The organism is Empedobacter sp. R750, from assembly GCF_030324345.1.
Classification (GTDB): Bacteria; Bacteroidota; Bacteroidia; order Flavobacteriales; family Weeksellaceae; genus Empedobacter; species Empedobacter falsenii_C.
In genome coordinates, this window is record NZ_JACAGF010000030.1 from 1 (window position 1) to 14,204 (window position 14,204).

Sequence of the window (14,204 nt, forward strand, 5' to 3'; positions counted from 1 at the left end):
TTAACTTTTCTTCTCTGACTTTCATTTTGTTTGGTTCGGTTTTACTATGTCGTACAACGGAAAAAGTATTGGCGAAGGACGGGCTACCTTGCAGACAATTTCAAAGGAAAACCGAACCTGAGCAAAATGCTTTTTCAGATTTCTAATTTACTAAAAAAAGAAATATGAAAAGCATTTTTGCGGATATTGTTAACTGAATTCTCAAAGACAATATTCACCCCGTCTTTTGCCAATACACTGTTAGCAGCAGGGCTTTTTTAGCGTCCTGATTTAGAGCGGTTGTCAAATTTACACAGCATTTGACAGTTTTCTGCTGAAGTTTTTCCGCCTTCGTGCCATGGCGTAATATGGTCGGCTTCCATTTCGTGGATTTCAAAATGTTGTCCACACTTTATGCACTTTCCACTTTGTCTTTCGTATGCTTCTCGTTTTTGGTTGTCCGAAAACGCACGAATATTTAAAAACTTTTCGTTCCGTGTCAAGACATATTCATAAATTCCACGCTTGTTTGTAACATCTTCATCCTGCATTAGTTCGCTGACTTCCTCTTCTAATTTTTTGTGGTCAAAACTTTGGGTTTGGAATTGGTTGTAAAGAAAACCCCAATTTATTCCCTTCATTTCTCTGCGATAATTCGGGAAAGTTGCTTTCGTCCAATTGATAACCGACTGAAAATACAGCCAAAGTTCGGTTGCATTTGGCTTGTTTTGGTTTTTGGACATATAAACCTCAATGTTCCCGTTAGAAATCCAATTGATTGCAGTTTCCAAATATTCTTGTCGGTTTGCAGAACCGGTCAAATATTCGTCGCCAATTTTGGACGGCTGTTTTTGGAAAAATAACGTTTTGCGTCCGAAACCCAAGAACCTGAATAAACCGCATTTCGCAATTCTTGGTCAGTTAGTTTTTCTCCTGCAATATTTATGGTTTGAAACCATTTCAGTTTTTCGCTGTCGGTTCCGCTACAAAAATAGACCATTAACTTATAGTTCAAAATCTGTTCTTGCTCGTCTTTTTGAAGGTTGTGAAAATATCTGAAAAAATGTGCAAAATCTCCGTTCACATATTGACAGATAGAAATTGTCCTTTGTTGTCCGTCAATTACTTCGTAATTTCCGTCTTCACGAACTGCCCAATACATGACGTTGAGCGGAAAATCCTTTGTAACAGTATCAATCACGGCTTCTCTTTGTTTGTCTTTGTAAACAAATTCTCTTTGATAAGGCGGACGAATGTCTAATTTTCCGCCAAAACCGACAACTCCGTTTTCTTCGTTGTCTTGGTAGTTTTGGGTTAATTCTCTTATAGTTATTTCTTTGAGTTCTATTTTCATAATTTTTTGTTTTTGATTAGAATTCTTGCATAAATTTCATTTCCGTTAATTGAAAATCTGCGGCCATAATTTGGATTATCTTCAACATACCTGTCGATACCGATAATTTCAAATTGTTCGGGATTATATTTGTCAAGAAAAGTAATTGGGACACCCATAATTCCTGCATAATCTGAAGGGATTTCTGCAACCTTGTTTACATTTATTGCATCGTAATTGTCGTATTTTGGATATTCTTCAGGCGAATAATTTTTGTAAAGAATTAGATTTTCGTGCCTTTTTGATATATCTAAATTAGTAAACCAACAAATATTTCCTAAACTTCTCCATTTTTGCCCGCTCTCATCTTCCCAATATCTTGTTTGCCTTGGTTCGTAATAATTGGGAACTTTGAACTCCATATTTCCGCTGTTGTTTCCCAACCAAACTTTATTCTCTTTGAAATATGCAAAAATTTCTTTGTAGGTTACATTATTTTGGCTTCCAATTATTAGAAATTTTTTGTCTGCTTCAAAAAGTTGAGCAATATATTCACGAAAAAGTGAGAAAGGCGGATTTGTTACAACAATGTCCGCCTCTTTCAAAAGTTCTATACATTCTTTACTTCTAAAATCGCCATCACCATTTAGTTTTTTTATCCCTATTTCTTCAACATCGGGAACGTTGTTCCTGTTTTTGTCTCCAAAATATTCTAGATAAATTGCGTGTTCTTTATCATTTTGACTGAATAAATCTCGTTCTTGGTTTTTGTAACAGGTCGTAATTAGTTTTTTGAGTCCGAGTTTTTCAAAATTTAATGAAAAATAAATAAAGAAATTGCTAATTCTCGGGTCATCGCAATTGCATAAAACCACTTTGTCCTTAAAGTGATTTCTGTAATGTTTCAGTTCTTTTTCAATGTCTGAAAGTTGGGTGTAAAATTCGTCTTCTTTATTAGTTTTTGCTGAATGTAGATTGTTGTTCTTCGCTTTCGCTGTCATACTTTCCGTTAACAGCAAAAATTCTCACGGAAATGTTTGTTAAGACCTTTGTTTTAGGCGGTTTCTCGGTAGCCTTGCTGCTAACGGTTCGGGTATTGCCGAAGGCGGGGATGTTTAGCACTAAAGTTTAATTGAAGAACGAAAGTTGAATCTTGCACAAATGTCCAATCGAAGCCGTTCAGCCCCGCTTTTGGCAATACCTTGTTATGTGATGTGCCTATTGTTTTCATTTTTTGTAAGGTCCGAGAAATTTATCTCCATTAAAATGAACCAAATGGTCAGGATTATCAGCTATCCAAACCTCAGTTTCCCAAGCAATATCAGCCATAAATTGTCTGAATTTTGGTCGATTCAAAAATGCTGTCACATAAACAATGTCGGCTTTGCAATTTTTAGTTAGTTTTTGAAGTTGTAAAAGTCGTATTTCTGAAATCGGACCCGATGAATGAACGGCTTCAATCAAGTACAGCCAATTCTTTTTCTTGGAATAAGCGATAACATCAGGAAGTTCTTCGTGTGATATTTCAAAGAAATTCAGCTTTTCTAATTTCTCTTTTTCAAGATAAAGGTATTTGTCTGCCGTATCTCCAACATATAAAACTTCTGCACCAAAACCGTATCTTGGAAGAAAATCTTCAATGATTGCTTTTTGTAGGTCGTTATGTTCTCCTGCTGAAAATGTCAGTTGTCCTCCTGATGGAAGTGTTACTTCAACTTTTGAAATTTGTCTTTCTCTTTTTAGTTTTTGACTTAAGGGTTCGATATTTTTCAGCTTTTCTTTGACTGACTTTTCCCAATCTTTCTTTCCAAAATTTCTTATTAATTCTGCATAAGTAGGATTGATAGAGTATCCACGTGTTGAGTCGTTGGTTGCAGAGTTTGGACTTGATTGTAAAACAACTTCAGCAATTGTCAAAAGTTTTAAGTCCTTTCTCCTGATGTCGTCATACGAACCTGAACTAATATTTTCATTGAAATGTTCGTTTACATAGTTAATTATATCTCTGGTTTTGAGAGCAAATCCACTATTCAAATCTTTTGCTTTTGCAAGGTCTTTCAATGATTTTATATCTCCACTTGCCAAAAATGCAATTGCCATTCTTTCCAATCTTCTTGGTGTTCCTTCAATAGGAATTCCGAAAGTTTCGAGTATGTAAAGTGTTGTATTGATGAGTTCCTGAATAGCTTTTGGCTTTTCACTAAATTTTTTTGAACTATCTAAACTGATATACTGCTTCATTCTCGAATAATTTTAGTTGCTCAAATTCAATTACAGGATAATCTTCTGTAGAAGTTCCCATAAGATGAGCTTTTATGTTTTTTGCTAAATGGAATGCAAAATTTGGCGCAACTGCGTTTCCAATTTGATTAAATTGATGTGTTTCAGTTCCCTGAAATTCAAACCAATCTGGAAAGCTTTGTAACCTTGCCGCCTCACGAACTGTAATTCTTCTTCTTCGTCCATCTATTAATTTTACACGATGCATATCTCCTGTAGCACCTGCAAGATTTCTACAAGTTAAAGTGCGTGCAGGTCTATCTAAATATAAATCTCTAGGATTTACACATTTAGAAGCTCTTTCATAGTTGGCTACATATCTGTCCATCGATTCTGTAAAAAACTTAGAATCTTCATTAAATTCAAATGCTAAATTTCCTAACGCTTCTCCAGCTGTAACAGTCCTATGAATTGCATTTGGTAATTTTATTTTTTGTCTTGAACCAATTACGATAACTCTTTCTCTATTTTGAGGTACTTCATAGTTTACAGCATTTAGTAAAGCGTAATCAATGTAATAACCCAAACTTTCAAGTTCGTCAATTACTTCTTTTAAATACCATTTGTTTTTATACAACATTCCTCGAACGTTTTCAAACATAAAAACTTCGGGATTCAGTTGTTTAACAGCCGATAGAAAAATGGGGAAGCCGTCTCTCGAATCTTTAAGACCAAGTTGTTTTCCTCCAACACTAAAAGGTTGACAAGGCGGACCTCCAATTACAATATCGGCTTTAGGATATGTTGATTCAGGTGTAAGTTTTCCTGTAATACAATCTCCCAAAAGATTTTTGTTGTATGTGTTTGATGCGTTTTCGTCCATTTCGTAACCAATGGTTTTAAATCCATTAGCTTCAAATCCAAGAGATAATCCTCCGCAACCTGCAAAAAGGTCAACTACCGTCTTGTTTAAGTCGGTGTCAACCCAAGGTTTTAGTTTGTTATTTATCTCTTTCCAATATTCCATTCGGTAAATTTACGAAAATTTTCTTTTGGGACGAAGCGTTGTAGTGGCATATCACATAACGGTTCGGGGCTTTGCGAAGGAGCGGAATAGAAAGCACAAAAGTTCAATTCAGCACTACAGTTAGCAAAACCAATTTTTTATTTGCTAATTTACACTTTTCGAGCAAATAAAAAATGGTTTTTGCGGATTAAAAGCACAGAAGTTGAATTTTGCACTTAACCCGCTCTTTTGCAAAACCCTTGTTGTGCGATCGTCCTTTTAAACCAAATATCCGTCTATATATTCGTCTGGATATACTATCTTGTAATTTCTTAAATTAAGACTATTCTTTCTGTAAAAACAGATTTGAATTGCAGGATTAAAGTCCAAATAACTTGGTTTTTCATTTTCGAAATTCAATGTGAAATTAAATCTTGAATTATAGTTTTTGCTTCTTATACCATAAACTCGAATAGCATCATAATTAAATTTTTTCAAATCATCTTTGAGATAATGAATAAGTCTTTTTACTGTTGTCTTTTCATTTATTAGACCTTCCTTTTTCATCAAATCATATGTGTTCTTGAACATCTCAAGATGCTCTGTATTACCTACTAAATCAAAACAATTTGTATCAGAATAGTCACATATAGCTTTGCATATAATGTACCCTTTAGTATAATTCCGTATTTCTTTTCCCCACCAATGAGCATTAGATATAAATGTATCCCAAAAATAGAACCCATCGCCTAACCATGAGTTTTCCCAACGACAAGGATATGGACCTTCAGTTTCCAATTTATCTAAATCGGTCCCTCTGTCTTCTAATGTCTGATATACGATTTTATTTGAAGCCAACTCTTATTAAATGATTTTATGCTTGTATAGTGTTTTTTCTTAAGTCATCTTCCAAATTTGAAAGATTTAATGTTGGTAAAATTATACCTGGGACATTTGCTTGGGTTGTTACTAAACTTAAATAAGCTCTTACATATGGGAATAGTATAGCAATACTATTTTTATAAAAAAAATCAGGTATTTCTTCAAAAGAACCAACATTGTCAAAGTTAAATAAACCTTTACATCGAATAGAAGCAAAAGGATTTTGTTCTTCATCTTTATTGAAAACACTTACCATAAAAGAAAGTTCGTATTGGTGTTTTTGATTGAAATAAATTCCGCTAGTATGAAATGCTAGAGATAATTCATTGCCTTTATGATTTGATAAATCTATTTCTACTTTGTCAAATTGGTAGTTATTGATTGAAAATGCTGCTCTTTGCATAATTACATTATTAATTTATATAAAAAAACCCGAAGTAAACTTCGGGTTCAAATTATCGGTTAAATACCCTGAACAACTAATGTTAGGGTCACTTGAATATACATAATATTGATGCTGAGAGTTTGCTAGAAATTCATCGATACTTACTCCAACATTGTCCATTTCTATACTTTTTGCCCAAACGTCTAAAATTTCATCTTTAGGTGTTTCAGAAAAGTACTTTTTTAAATCCTCAAAAAAATTGTTCATCGTTTTAATTTTTTCTTACTGCAAATGTACAACAAAATTTATAAGTATAAAGTCATTTTTCAAAATTTTAATATTGTGCAGTTTTTTTGTTTGGATGTCGCACAACGTTTTGCAGCTTGCAGAAGTGGCGGATTAAGGAAGCCTAAACTTTCGGTTTAACACTGACTTTGCAAGTACAAAACCAACTTTAAATTAAGACCTCAACCCGCCATTTCTGCAAACTGCTGTTGTGCGATCGCCCTTCTTTTTCGCTATGTTTATTCGTTTTTATGTTTGGTGTTGGTTTGGTAGCTCTTTTGCATTTTTGTTTGGCTTTGGGCGGTTGGAAAAATGCAAATGTGCTACCAAATGTTTAAGTTTCTTGTAGTTCTTTTGTTTTAATATTTTTAGATTTCTGTACACAACTTTCAGCCAAAGCATTTGCAACGTGCCACATCAAAACAGGCGGAATTGCGTTACCAATTTGTTTATATGCTTGGGTTTCGCTAACTGGAAACGAAAAGTTTTCAGGAAAAGACTGAATACTTGCGGCTTCTTTTGGAGTAAAACGTCTATAAATTTCCTTTTCTGGATTTACCAATAAAACAGGGTCTCTCGAATTTAAACTTGTCTTTGCCAAATGCGATGTTACAGTTAAACATTGTCCGTTTAAATCTTGATATAAACCACGTTTCATATTGTTTTTTGCATTTTTCATACCCTCAACTGCTCTTTGAGAGAAATAATATTTTTCGTCTTCAATCGCTAATTGTGGAATGACTTCTTTCAATGGAACCCATTTTTTTGTACTGAAAAGATTGCTTTCCGAATGTGTTTCTAAAGGAAATTTATAATCAATATTTACATCATTTCGTACTCCAACAATAAAAACACGTTCTCTTTTTTGCGGTATTCCAAAGTTTGAAGCAAGTAAAACTTTATATTTTACTTTGTATCCAACACTCTCAAATTCTGTAATTACTTTTTTAAGAATTTCTCCTTTTTGAAGTGTTACCAATCCTTTTACGTTTTCGCAAACGAAAAATTTAGGCTGTCTTGCTTTCAAGATTTTTACAAGTTCTTTGTAAAGATTTGCTCTATCATCGTTCGTGTCTTTATTCGGATTTACCGTACTGAATGATTGGCAAGGAAAGCCTCCAAGCAACAAATCAAAATCCTCGATTGCATTAATATTTACATTTTTAATATCATCGCAAACCGCTGGATGTTCAAAATTTGCATTGTATGTTTCAATTGCATATTTGTCAAAATCCAAAGCATAGCTTATCTCAAATGGAAGTGGCTTGTAATTATCTTTTAGGAATTTAAAACCTCCAAGTATTCCTAAATCCGAGCCTCCACAACCACAAAAAAATGATGCTACTTTAATTTTATTTTCCATAATTAATATTGTTTGTCTATACTTTCAGAACCAAAGTCCATTCTGTACAAGGTTGGTAAAACTGTGATAATTCCGGTTTCGTTTTTTCCGAAAGGATCGTTTATTTTTCTTACGATTGTTGCATTTGGAGTAAAATAAACTCTATAAATGTTGTATGCAGAACGATATTGTTTTGCAGCAATCCATTCTTTTCTTGTTAAGTTGATTGTATCAGTCCAAGAATTATCGTTTAAGTCTGGTTCGGTAATACGTTTTGTAGATTTAACTTCTACAAACCTTGCGAATTCGGGTTCTTCTCGATTTTCATTTGCTTCAACAGAAGAAATATCATAACCTAAACCTCTTTGTTTTCCTAAAAGCAATACTTTATTTACTAATCTTGGGTGTGTTGCGTTTACACGTTCTTTCTCTAAATCGAAAACAAAATCTTCTCCCTCATCTCCCAAAATAGTTTTATCAGTTCCTTTCTGTGGAATTTTTGGTTTTTCGACTTCTTCACGTTGTAATGCTTCAATTGAAGTAGAAAGTATTTCGGAATTTAGAACAGCGATTTTTCCAAAATAAGCCGACCAATCAAAATACATTTGTTTCTTATCTTCATCATTAGTTAAGTCATATTTTAAGATGTCAAATTTTAAAGGTTGAGCTAATTCAGAAATAAAAACATCAATAATTTCTTTTTCTGCTTTATTTATTACCAAATTATTTCCGTCAATAATAATCAAGTTAGCCAAAGCCAACAAGTTAAATTGTTCTCTTATGTGTTGTGTGTGAAAAGAACCTGTTTCTAATTTTTTAGTAATGTTGTTTTCTCTGTCTTTTATGATTGTGCCTAAAACTTCTTCTACGGAAATATTTCCTTGCAGAACTTGTTTTGCATTGAGAACGTAATAACCAATTTCATCTTTGGAAAGTATAATTCCACTTTTTTGAGCAAGTGAAAGTAAAGTCAAAACAAAGTGAAACGGCTTAAACTTTATTTCGTCATTTAAGCGTTCTTCAATCGTTTGGATTTTTTGAGTTCCATTAGGAAACTGAAAATTCAAACAAAGATTTTTGAAAAATGCAGGTTGGTCGTTATCAATCAAAAGTTTTTCGTTACTCGGACTTTCATAAATGTAATGTTCGTCAAAATAGTACAACCCAAAAAGTTTTCCTGCAACTTCGGTGATGTGATTTCTAATTGTTTTTTGATTGTTGTCTCCAAGATTTTCAAAATCATCATTGTAGATAATTTGAGATAGTCTGTCATTAAATTCTTGGTCAAATATTTCCTTTGTGCAAGGGCATATTTCAGCTACGATATTTGCGTAAGCTGGCAAAAGGTTGTCTAGTTCCTTTTGTGCTTTACCTCGAATAATGGTACATCTATATTGAATATCTGGGTTGAACATACTTTAAATATATTTAATTAATTCCTCTGCAATAGTTTTAGCCAATAGTGGCGGAACTGCATTGCCAATTTGTTTTAACTGACTTGTTTTTCCTCCTTTGAAAATATAATCATCGGGAAAAGATTGAAGTCTTGCACTTTCTCTTGCTGTTGGCACGCGGTTAAACTCATAATGAAAATGATGATTGTGTCCTGTGTCAATTGTAAAACTCGGTTTTTGACTATTTAATCTTGTCCACGCAATATTTACTTTTCTTGTATGATGAAGTTCTTTTGGCAAATTCTTGTAATTGCCTCCGTCTGGAACCATTGAAATAATTTCAATTGTTTTTTCATTATGAATAGTAATTTGATGATTGAAAACTCCTTTGGAGTTTTTTCTCATTAATTTTTGAAATTCATTTTGGGGCTTGGTAGTATATTTGCTTCCGTCCTCCAAAGTGTCTTTTGGTAAATCAGAAATAGCTTCTTTTGATGTAATGTGTTTTTTCGTTGTCGGTTCGGGAAAAACAAATTCTTTATTATTTTTTGTACCAACAAAAAATGCTCTTTTTCTATTTTGGGGAATACCATAATCTGAAGCCAACAAAACTTTGTAAACAACTGTATAGCCAATTTTTTTGAAGTCTTCAACAATACTATCTTTTACAACCCCTTTTCCCATAGAAATAATATTTGGAACATTTTCCATTATAAAAGCTTTAGGTTTGTAAAAATCAACAAAACTTACAAATGATTTGTAAAGTTGATTGCGTTCATCATCAATAATTCTTTTTCCTGCAATAGAAAAACCTTGACAAGGTGGTCCGCCAATAATTACATCGACATTTTTTATTCCTGTTTTTTGTGCAATTTCTTTTGGTGTTTCTGTAAATAAATCTGAAACAATTCCTTTTGCGTTTTGGTGAGTATTTTCAAAAGTCACAACAGCATCTTTCCAATGGTCAATACCTAAAAGCACATCATAACCTGCTTCGATGAACCCATAAGAAAGTCCACCACAACCGCAAAACAAGTCTATTACTGTTGGTTTATTTTTCATCCTCAAAATCTATTTTACCTTGTTTAACGTTTATGCTTTTTAGATAATTTACCTTTTCTTCTGCAACAATTAATGTTTTTGGGGAACAATTATATTGATACATTTTTTTAGCGAATTGGTCACCAAAATATTCTGTTTTCAAATCTTCAATGTCAAGTCCAAAAGTGTCGGCTAATCTTTCCAAACATTTTTCATCAAACTCTTTTTTGCCTGTTTCAATTTTGCTCAAAGCTCCAGAGTCAATGCCAAGTTTTGCACCTAATTGAGTAAGTGTAAGATTGTTTTGAGTTCTTAAACCTCGTATATATTCTCCAAAATTTGCTTCCATTGTCTTGAATTATTAATCTTGACGATTTTGACAAAAGTAGCAATAATATTTTTATCGGACAATATTTTGTAGTTTTTTGAGTGTTGGGAAAATTTAAGCTCTTTTGGTTTTTAGTGATGGCTTTGTGCGGTAGGAAAAACCAAATGTGCTTGAATGTGCGGTGGTTTTAGGGTGTCGCACAACGTTTTGCAGCTTGGCGAAGTGGCGGATTTTAAAGCACTTACTTTCATTTTAGTACCAATGTTTATTTGAAAACCAAATGTTCAATTTAGCACCGAAACCGCCATTTTGCCAAACTGCTGTTGTAGGCAGTGCTTTTTATTCAGTTTCGTTGTTAAATTCGTCGTAAGTATTAGTTTTCATAATGTCAATTTTAAAATCTCCATTTTTGTCTTTCATAATTATTACGCTGTCAAAACCTAATTTGTCTAATTTTTCCATTGTCGCCAATTCTCCTTCTTTCAGTTGTAGAACTTTACGCAAAAGCCAATCTGACAATGCTTTGTTTGGATTTGTCATCAATGCTTTTGAATTTTCTTGACAAACTTTTGCAGAAAAAATATCTCCTGTTGGAATTTGTAAATTAAAAATTTCATCTCTTGGCGGAAAGAAATTTGGATATTTTCTGTGCAATTCCGCAGGAATTGGAATGTAAATTTCGCCAAAATCTCTTTTTCTTCCGTTTGCATTCCATTGATTTAAACCGCTTCGTTGAAAAATAAATTTCTCTTTTTTCTGAATACCATAAAGTGGTAAAATCACATAATTTTCTCCTTTTACAAGTTTGTCTGTTGCTGGTTTTAAATTTTTGTTTTCCTCAAATAATTCAAGAAGCAATGAATATGGGTCTTCAATTATATCAATAGGTAAGCGAAACGCATTTTCTGGAATAATAAACTTTCTAAAAAGTGTACTTTTTGAGTAATTGAAAGAATAAAAATTGTTTCCATCTTCAAATTGTAAACTAGCTTTATTATCTTTTACTGAATGAATATTTGCGATGTCAATTGTATTGTAATCTGTTTCATAAAGCAAAAGTTCTTTTTCTTTTCTCGCAACGATATGATAAAGTGAACTTTCAATATTGTAAAGTCTATTGGCTAAATTTATTCTATCATTTCTGAATTCGCCTAATTTTATTGCAAGTTCTTTACCTTTAAACTCGGCTAAAACTCTTGAAAGTGAATTAAATTCTGCAACTTTTTCTGTACTGTTATTTGTATTGCAAGTAAAAGTTTTCAAACCAACACCAATAGAATTATAGTTTGCGTCAAAAGCTGTATCAGAGCGTGATAAATTTCCTGCATCAAAACTTCTGCAAAAAATATTTTCCGCAACACGGTAATTTATGAAAGGAATAGCACTTTCACTGAACAAACCTGAAAGTTTTGAAACTGCTGAAAGCAGTTTTAAATAATTTCCGTTTTTTTCTATGTCAATTTCTGCAAACGATTTCATAAAACTTCAATTATTTGATTTGCAATTCTTTCAATTAAAGTTGTCGTTACAGAATTTCCTGCTTGCATATAAAGTTTACTATTTGCAAGTTTTGGAATAATATATTTTTCGATTGGATAACCTTGGAAAGCAAAACATTCTTTAGGAGTGAGTTTTCTAATTCCAAAATTATCTTTAATTAATGGAACATTATGTCCACCAGAACCCATATTTGCTGTTAATGTTGGACAAAGATTACTTTTATTTTCCCTTGCATAAACTCTTCTCCATTGATAAACTGTATCTTTTGAAATCATTGTTTTTACTAATTCAGGATAATATTGATGGTCTTCTTTGTAATAAAAAATATCATCCTGCTTTTCCTTATCCAAAAAGTCGTGAATTGTTTTTGTTAATTTGATTGGTTTAGGAAACTCAAATTTTGAATAATTTTTTACTTGTTTTGGGTCAAAAGCAACTATAAAAATTCGCTCACGATTTTGCGGAACATTTGCGTGAGTTGCTGAATTTAAAACTTTTGCAAATGTTTTGTATCCCAATTTTAGTTCAAGTGTTTCAATAATTGTTTTAAATGTATTTCCATTGTCGTGAGAAACAAGGTTTTTCACATTTTCTAAAAATACAACCTTTGGTCTGTGTTTTTCAACTATTTGCTCAATGTCAAAAAACAAAGTTCCTCTTGTGTCAGCAAAACCTTTTTGATAGCCTGCAATTGAAAATGCTTGACATGGAAAACCAGCACATAAAATGTCAAATTTTTCAGGAATATAGTTTTTGTTTCGCTCTTTTGTTATGTCGCCAAACGGAACTTCTCCAAAATTTTCTCTATACGTTTTTTGTGCTTCATTATTCCATTCGCTTGTAAAAACACACTTTCCGCCAACATTTTGTAACGCTAATCTAAATCCTCCAATTCCAGCAAATAAGTCAATGAATTTAAAACTATAATTTTCTGGAGTTGGAAACGGAACGTTTTCAACTTCAAATAAAAGTTGTTGCAAAGCATCTTCTGCAACAATCGGTAATTCAGTTTCCTCTTGTTTATATTTTACGAAATTTTTTAAAGTTGAAATTGCATCTTTTTCGTAATGTTTTTTTACGCCATTTCTATAATTATGCAGATAATGTGTCAAAACGGCTTTGTCTTCAATGCCTTCAACAAGTCTAATTTGATAGCTTTTGCCGTCAAATTCATTAATACTTATTGTCTGTTTTAAACTCATTTATTTTGTCTGTTAAAATTTGAGTGCAATTTACAAAAAAAAATGGTTAAATTTTATGCGGTCGAGTTTATACGCAATTTTGGTCGCATTGCCTACAACGTTTTGCGGCTTTGCGAAGGCGGGGCTTTTTAGCACTACCGTTCATTCGGAGAACCACACTTCAATTATACGAAAAAACTGTCAACCGAAGCACCGCACCCCCGCTTTTGCAAAACCGCTGTTAGCGGTAGTTTTAATTGTCAATGTTGAGTATTTTGGTTAATTGTTTCTTTTTGTATTGATTTACCAAGGTATTTCCTAAATAATAGAGTAATGCAAGATGCCAAAACAAAAGGAAACGTAAGTTGGGTAATGTTAAACTTCAACATTAAGAAGCTAATGGAAAGCGAAAGTAATACGGCAATTAAAACCCAAAATCCGTCTTTAATTTGGTTGCCTGCAAACACAATGGCGCACAATACAGCATTATAACTAAATAGTCCAAGGCTTATATCGCTGGCAGGTGCAGAAAGTTTGAATGCAACAACTGCGGAAAGTATTGCCCCTGCAAGTCCATACAATGCAGAAATTGGCGAACTAATAAATACTGCGATAAAAAATAACAGACCAGATACTAAACTGTCTTGAAAAATTACTTGTCCGAAACCTTTAATAGCAAAAGTAAAATTGTCGGTTATTGAAGCACCTACTGATGGTTCTGGCAATATACTTGTGAAAAAATTATTGGCAAAAAAAAGTATTAGCCAAGTTACCAAAACAAAAGGCAGCGTGAAAACAGGTATTTTTCGTTTTATAAAAAGGTGTTGCAACAGACTTGCCAATGCAGAGCCTAAAATAATAATAATCCAACTTATCAAAACTGGTTTTAGAAATAGTATGGCTGCAACGCCAACCAATGCCGCACTAAAACCGTAAAATCCTTTGTCAATTTCTGATTTTTCATATTTCAGCAGTAAGGCAGTAGTAGTTCCACACACTACTGCTAAAAGTGCAGCAGCACCCATTGTAAATGAACCATAGAAAATGCCAATGAGAAACAGTAAGCCCGTAACGGCATTTTCTTGAAGCATTATTTGTCCAAGCCCTTTTAGTATTATGGAAGCAAATGAAACTGTCTCTCCAGTAAGCCTATTTTTAATGTCATTGTTCGGTGTCATACCTGTTTTGTCGTTCAATTATTTGCTCTTGTCAATGCTCGTAATTAGGTGCTATGCAGTCGTCCACAAAATTACCGCTAACGTCCGGAGCATTGGCGAAGTGGCGGAAAATCGAAGCGGAAAGTTTCGATTTGGACGGAACGTAGCCAA

General features: G+C 33.1%; 15 protein-coding genes. All 15 read right to left on the reverse strand.

Annotated elements, in window-relative coordinates:
* Positions 1–257: 257 nt before the first annotated feature.
* The gene (locus HXZ74_RS16640; protein WP_286476440.1) at positions 258–800 is read right to left on the reverse strand and encodes an HNH endonuclease; all 543 of its coding nucleotides are present in this window, start codon (positions 798–800) and stop codon (positions 258–260) included.
* On the reverse strand, positions 797–1,333 hold the full coding sequence (locus tag HXZ74_RS16645; protein WP_286476442.1) for a DUF262 domain-containing protein: 537 nt from the start codon (positions 1,331–1,333) through the stop codon (positions 797–799). Before HXZ74_RS16645 ends, HXZ74_RS16640 begins: the two co-directional genes overlap by 4 nt.
* On the reverse strand, positions 1,330–2,313 hold the full coding sequence (locus HXZ74_RS16650) for an adenine-specific methyltransferase EcoRI family protein (RefSeq protein WP_286476443.1): 984 nt from the start codon (positions 2,311–2,313) through the stop codon (positions 1,330–1,332). Before HXZ74_RS16650 ends, HXZ74_RS16645 begins: the two co-directional genes overlap by 4 nt.
* Positions 2,314–2,539: 226 nt before the next feature.
* Entirely contained in the window at positions 2,540–3,553 is a 1,014-nt protein-coding gene (locus tag HXZ74_RS16655; RefSeq protein WP_286476444.1) for a BsuBI/PstI family type II restriction endonuclease, read from the reverse strand.
* Positions 3,528–4,559: a DNA cytosine methyltransferase gene (locus HXZ74_RS16660; protein ID WP_286476445.1), complete on the reverse strand. Its 1,032-nt coding sequence runs from the start codon at positions 4,557–4,559 to the stop codon at positions 3,528–3,530. The genes HXZ74_RS16655 and HXZ74_RS16660 overlap by 26 nt, the downstream gene beginning before the upstream one ends.
* Before the next feature lie 258 nt (positions 4,560–4,817).
* A complete protein-coding gene (locus HXZ74_RS16665; protein WP_286476446.1) occupies positions 4,818–5,396 on the reverse strand; it encodes a hypothetical protein in 579 nt (192 codons plus the stop codon).
* Positions 5,397–5,412: 16 nt separating this feature from the next.
* On the reverse strand, positions 5,413–5,823 hold the full coding sequence (locus HXZ74_RS16670; RefSeq protein WP_286476448.1) for a protein-export chaperone SecB: 411 nt from the start codon (positions 5,821–5,823) through the stop codon (positions 5,413–5,415).
* A 15-nt stretch (positions 5,824–5,838) separates the two neighbouring features.
* A complete protein-coding gene (locus tag HXZ74_RS16675; RefSeq protein WP_286476449.1) occupies positions 5,839–6,072 on the reverse strand; it encodes a hypothetical protein in 234 nt (77 codons plus the stop codon).
* A 352-nt stretch (positions 6,073–6,424) separates the two neighbouring features.
* Positions 6,425–7,453 carry a DNA cytosine methyltransferase gene (locus HXZ74_RS16680; protein WP_286476450.1) on the reverse strand — a complete coding sequence of 343 codons (1,029 nt, stop codon included), beginning with the start codon at positions 7,451–7,453 and terminating at the stop codon, positions 6,425–6,427.
* Between the two features lie 2 nt (positions 7,454–7,455).
* Positions 7,456–8,847 carry a protein NO VEIN domain-containing protein gene (locus tag HXZ74_RS16685; protein WP_286476451.1) on the reverse strand — a complete coding sequence of 464 codons (1,392 nt, stop codon included), beginning with the start codon at positions 8,845–8,847 and terminating at the stop codon, positions 7,456–7,458.
* A 3-nt stretch (positions 8,848–8,850) separates the two neighbouring features.
* Positions 8,851–9,888: a DNA cytosine methyltransferase gene (locus HXZ74_RS16690; RefSeq protein ID WP_286476453.1), complete on the reverse strand. Its 1,038-nt coding sequence runs from the start codon at positions 9,886–9,888 to the stop codon at positions 8,851–8,853.
* Positions 9,878–10,216 (reverse strand): helix-turn-helix domain-containing protein, encoded by a 339-nt coding sequence (locus HXZ74_RS16695; RefSeq protein WP_286476455.1) that lies wholly within the window; start codon positions 10,214–10,216, stop codon positions 9,878–9,880. Before HXZ74_RS16695 ends, HXZ74_RS16690 begins: the two co-directional genes overlap by 11 nt.
* 318 nt (positions 10,217–10,534) lie before the next feature.
* The gene (locus HXZ74_RS16700) at positions 10,535–11,674 is read right to left on the reverse strand and encodes a phospholipase D-like domain-containing protein (RefSeq protein ID WP_124643314.1); all 1,140 of its coding nucleotides are present in this window, start codon (positions 11,672–11,674) and stop codon (positions 10,535–10,537) included.
* The gene (locus HXZ74_RS16705; protein WP_286476456.1) at positions 11,671–12,897 is read right to left on the reverse strand and encodes a DNA cytosine methyltransferase; all 1,227 of its coding nucleotides are present in this window, start codon (positions 12,895–12,897) and stop codon (positions 11,671–11,673) included. Before HXZ74_RS16705 ends, HXZ74_RS16700 begins: the two co-directional genes overlap by 4 nt.
* Before the next feature lie 239 nt (positions 12,898–13,136).
* Entirely contained in the window at positions 13,137–14,072 is a 936-nt protein-coding gene (locus HXZ74_RS16710; protein WP_286476457.1) for an urea transporter, read from the reverse strand.
* Positions 14,073–14,204: the final 132 nt, after the last annotated feature.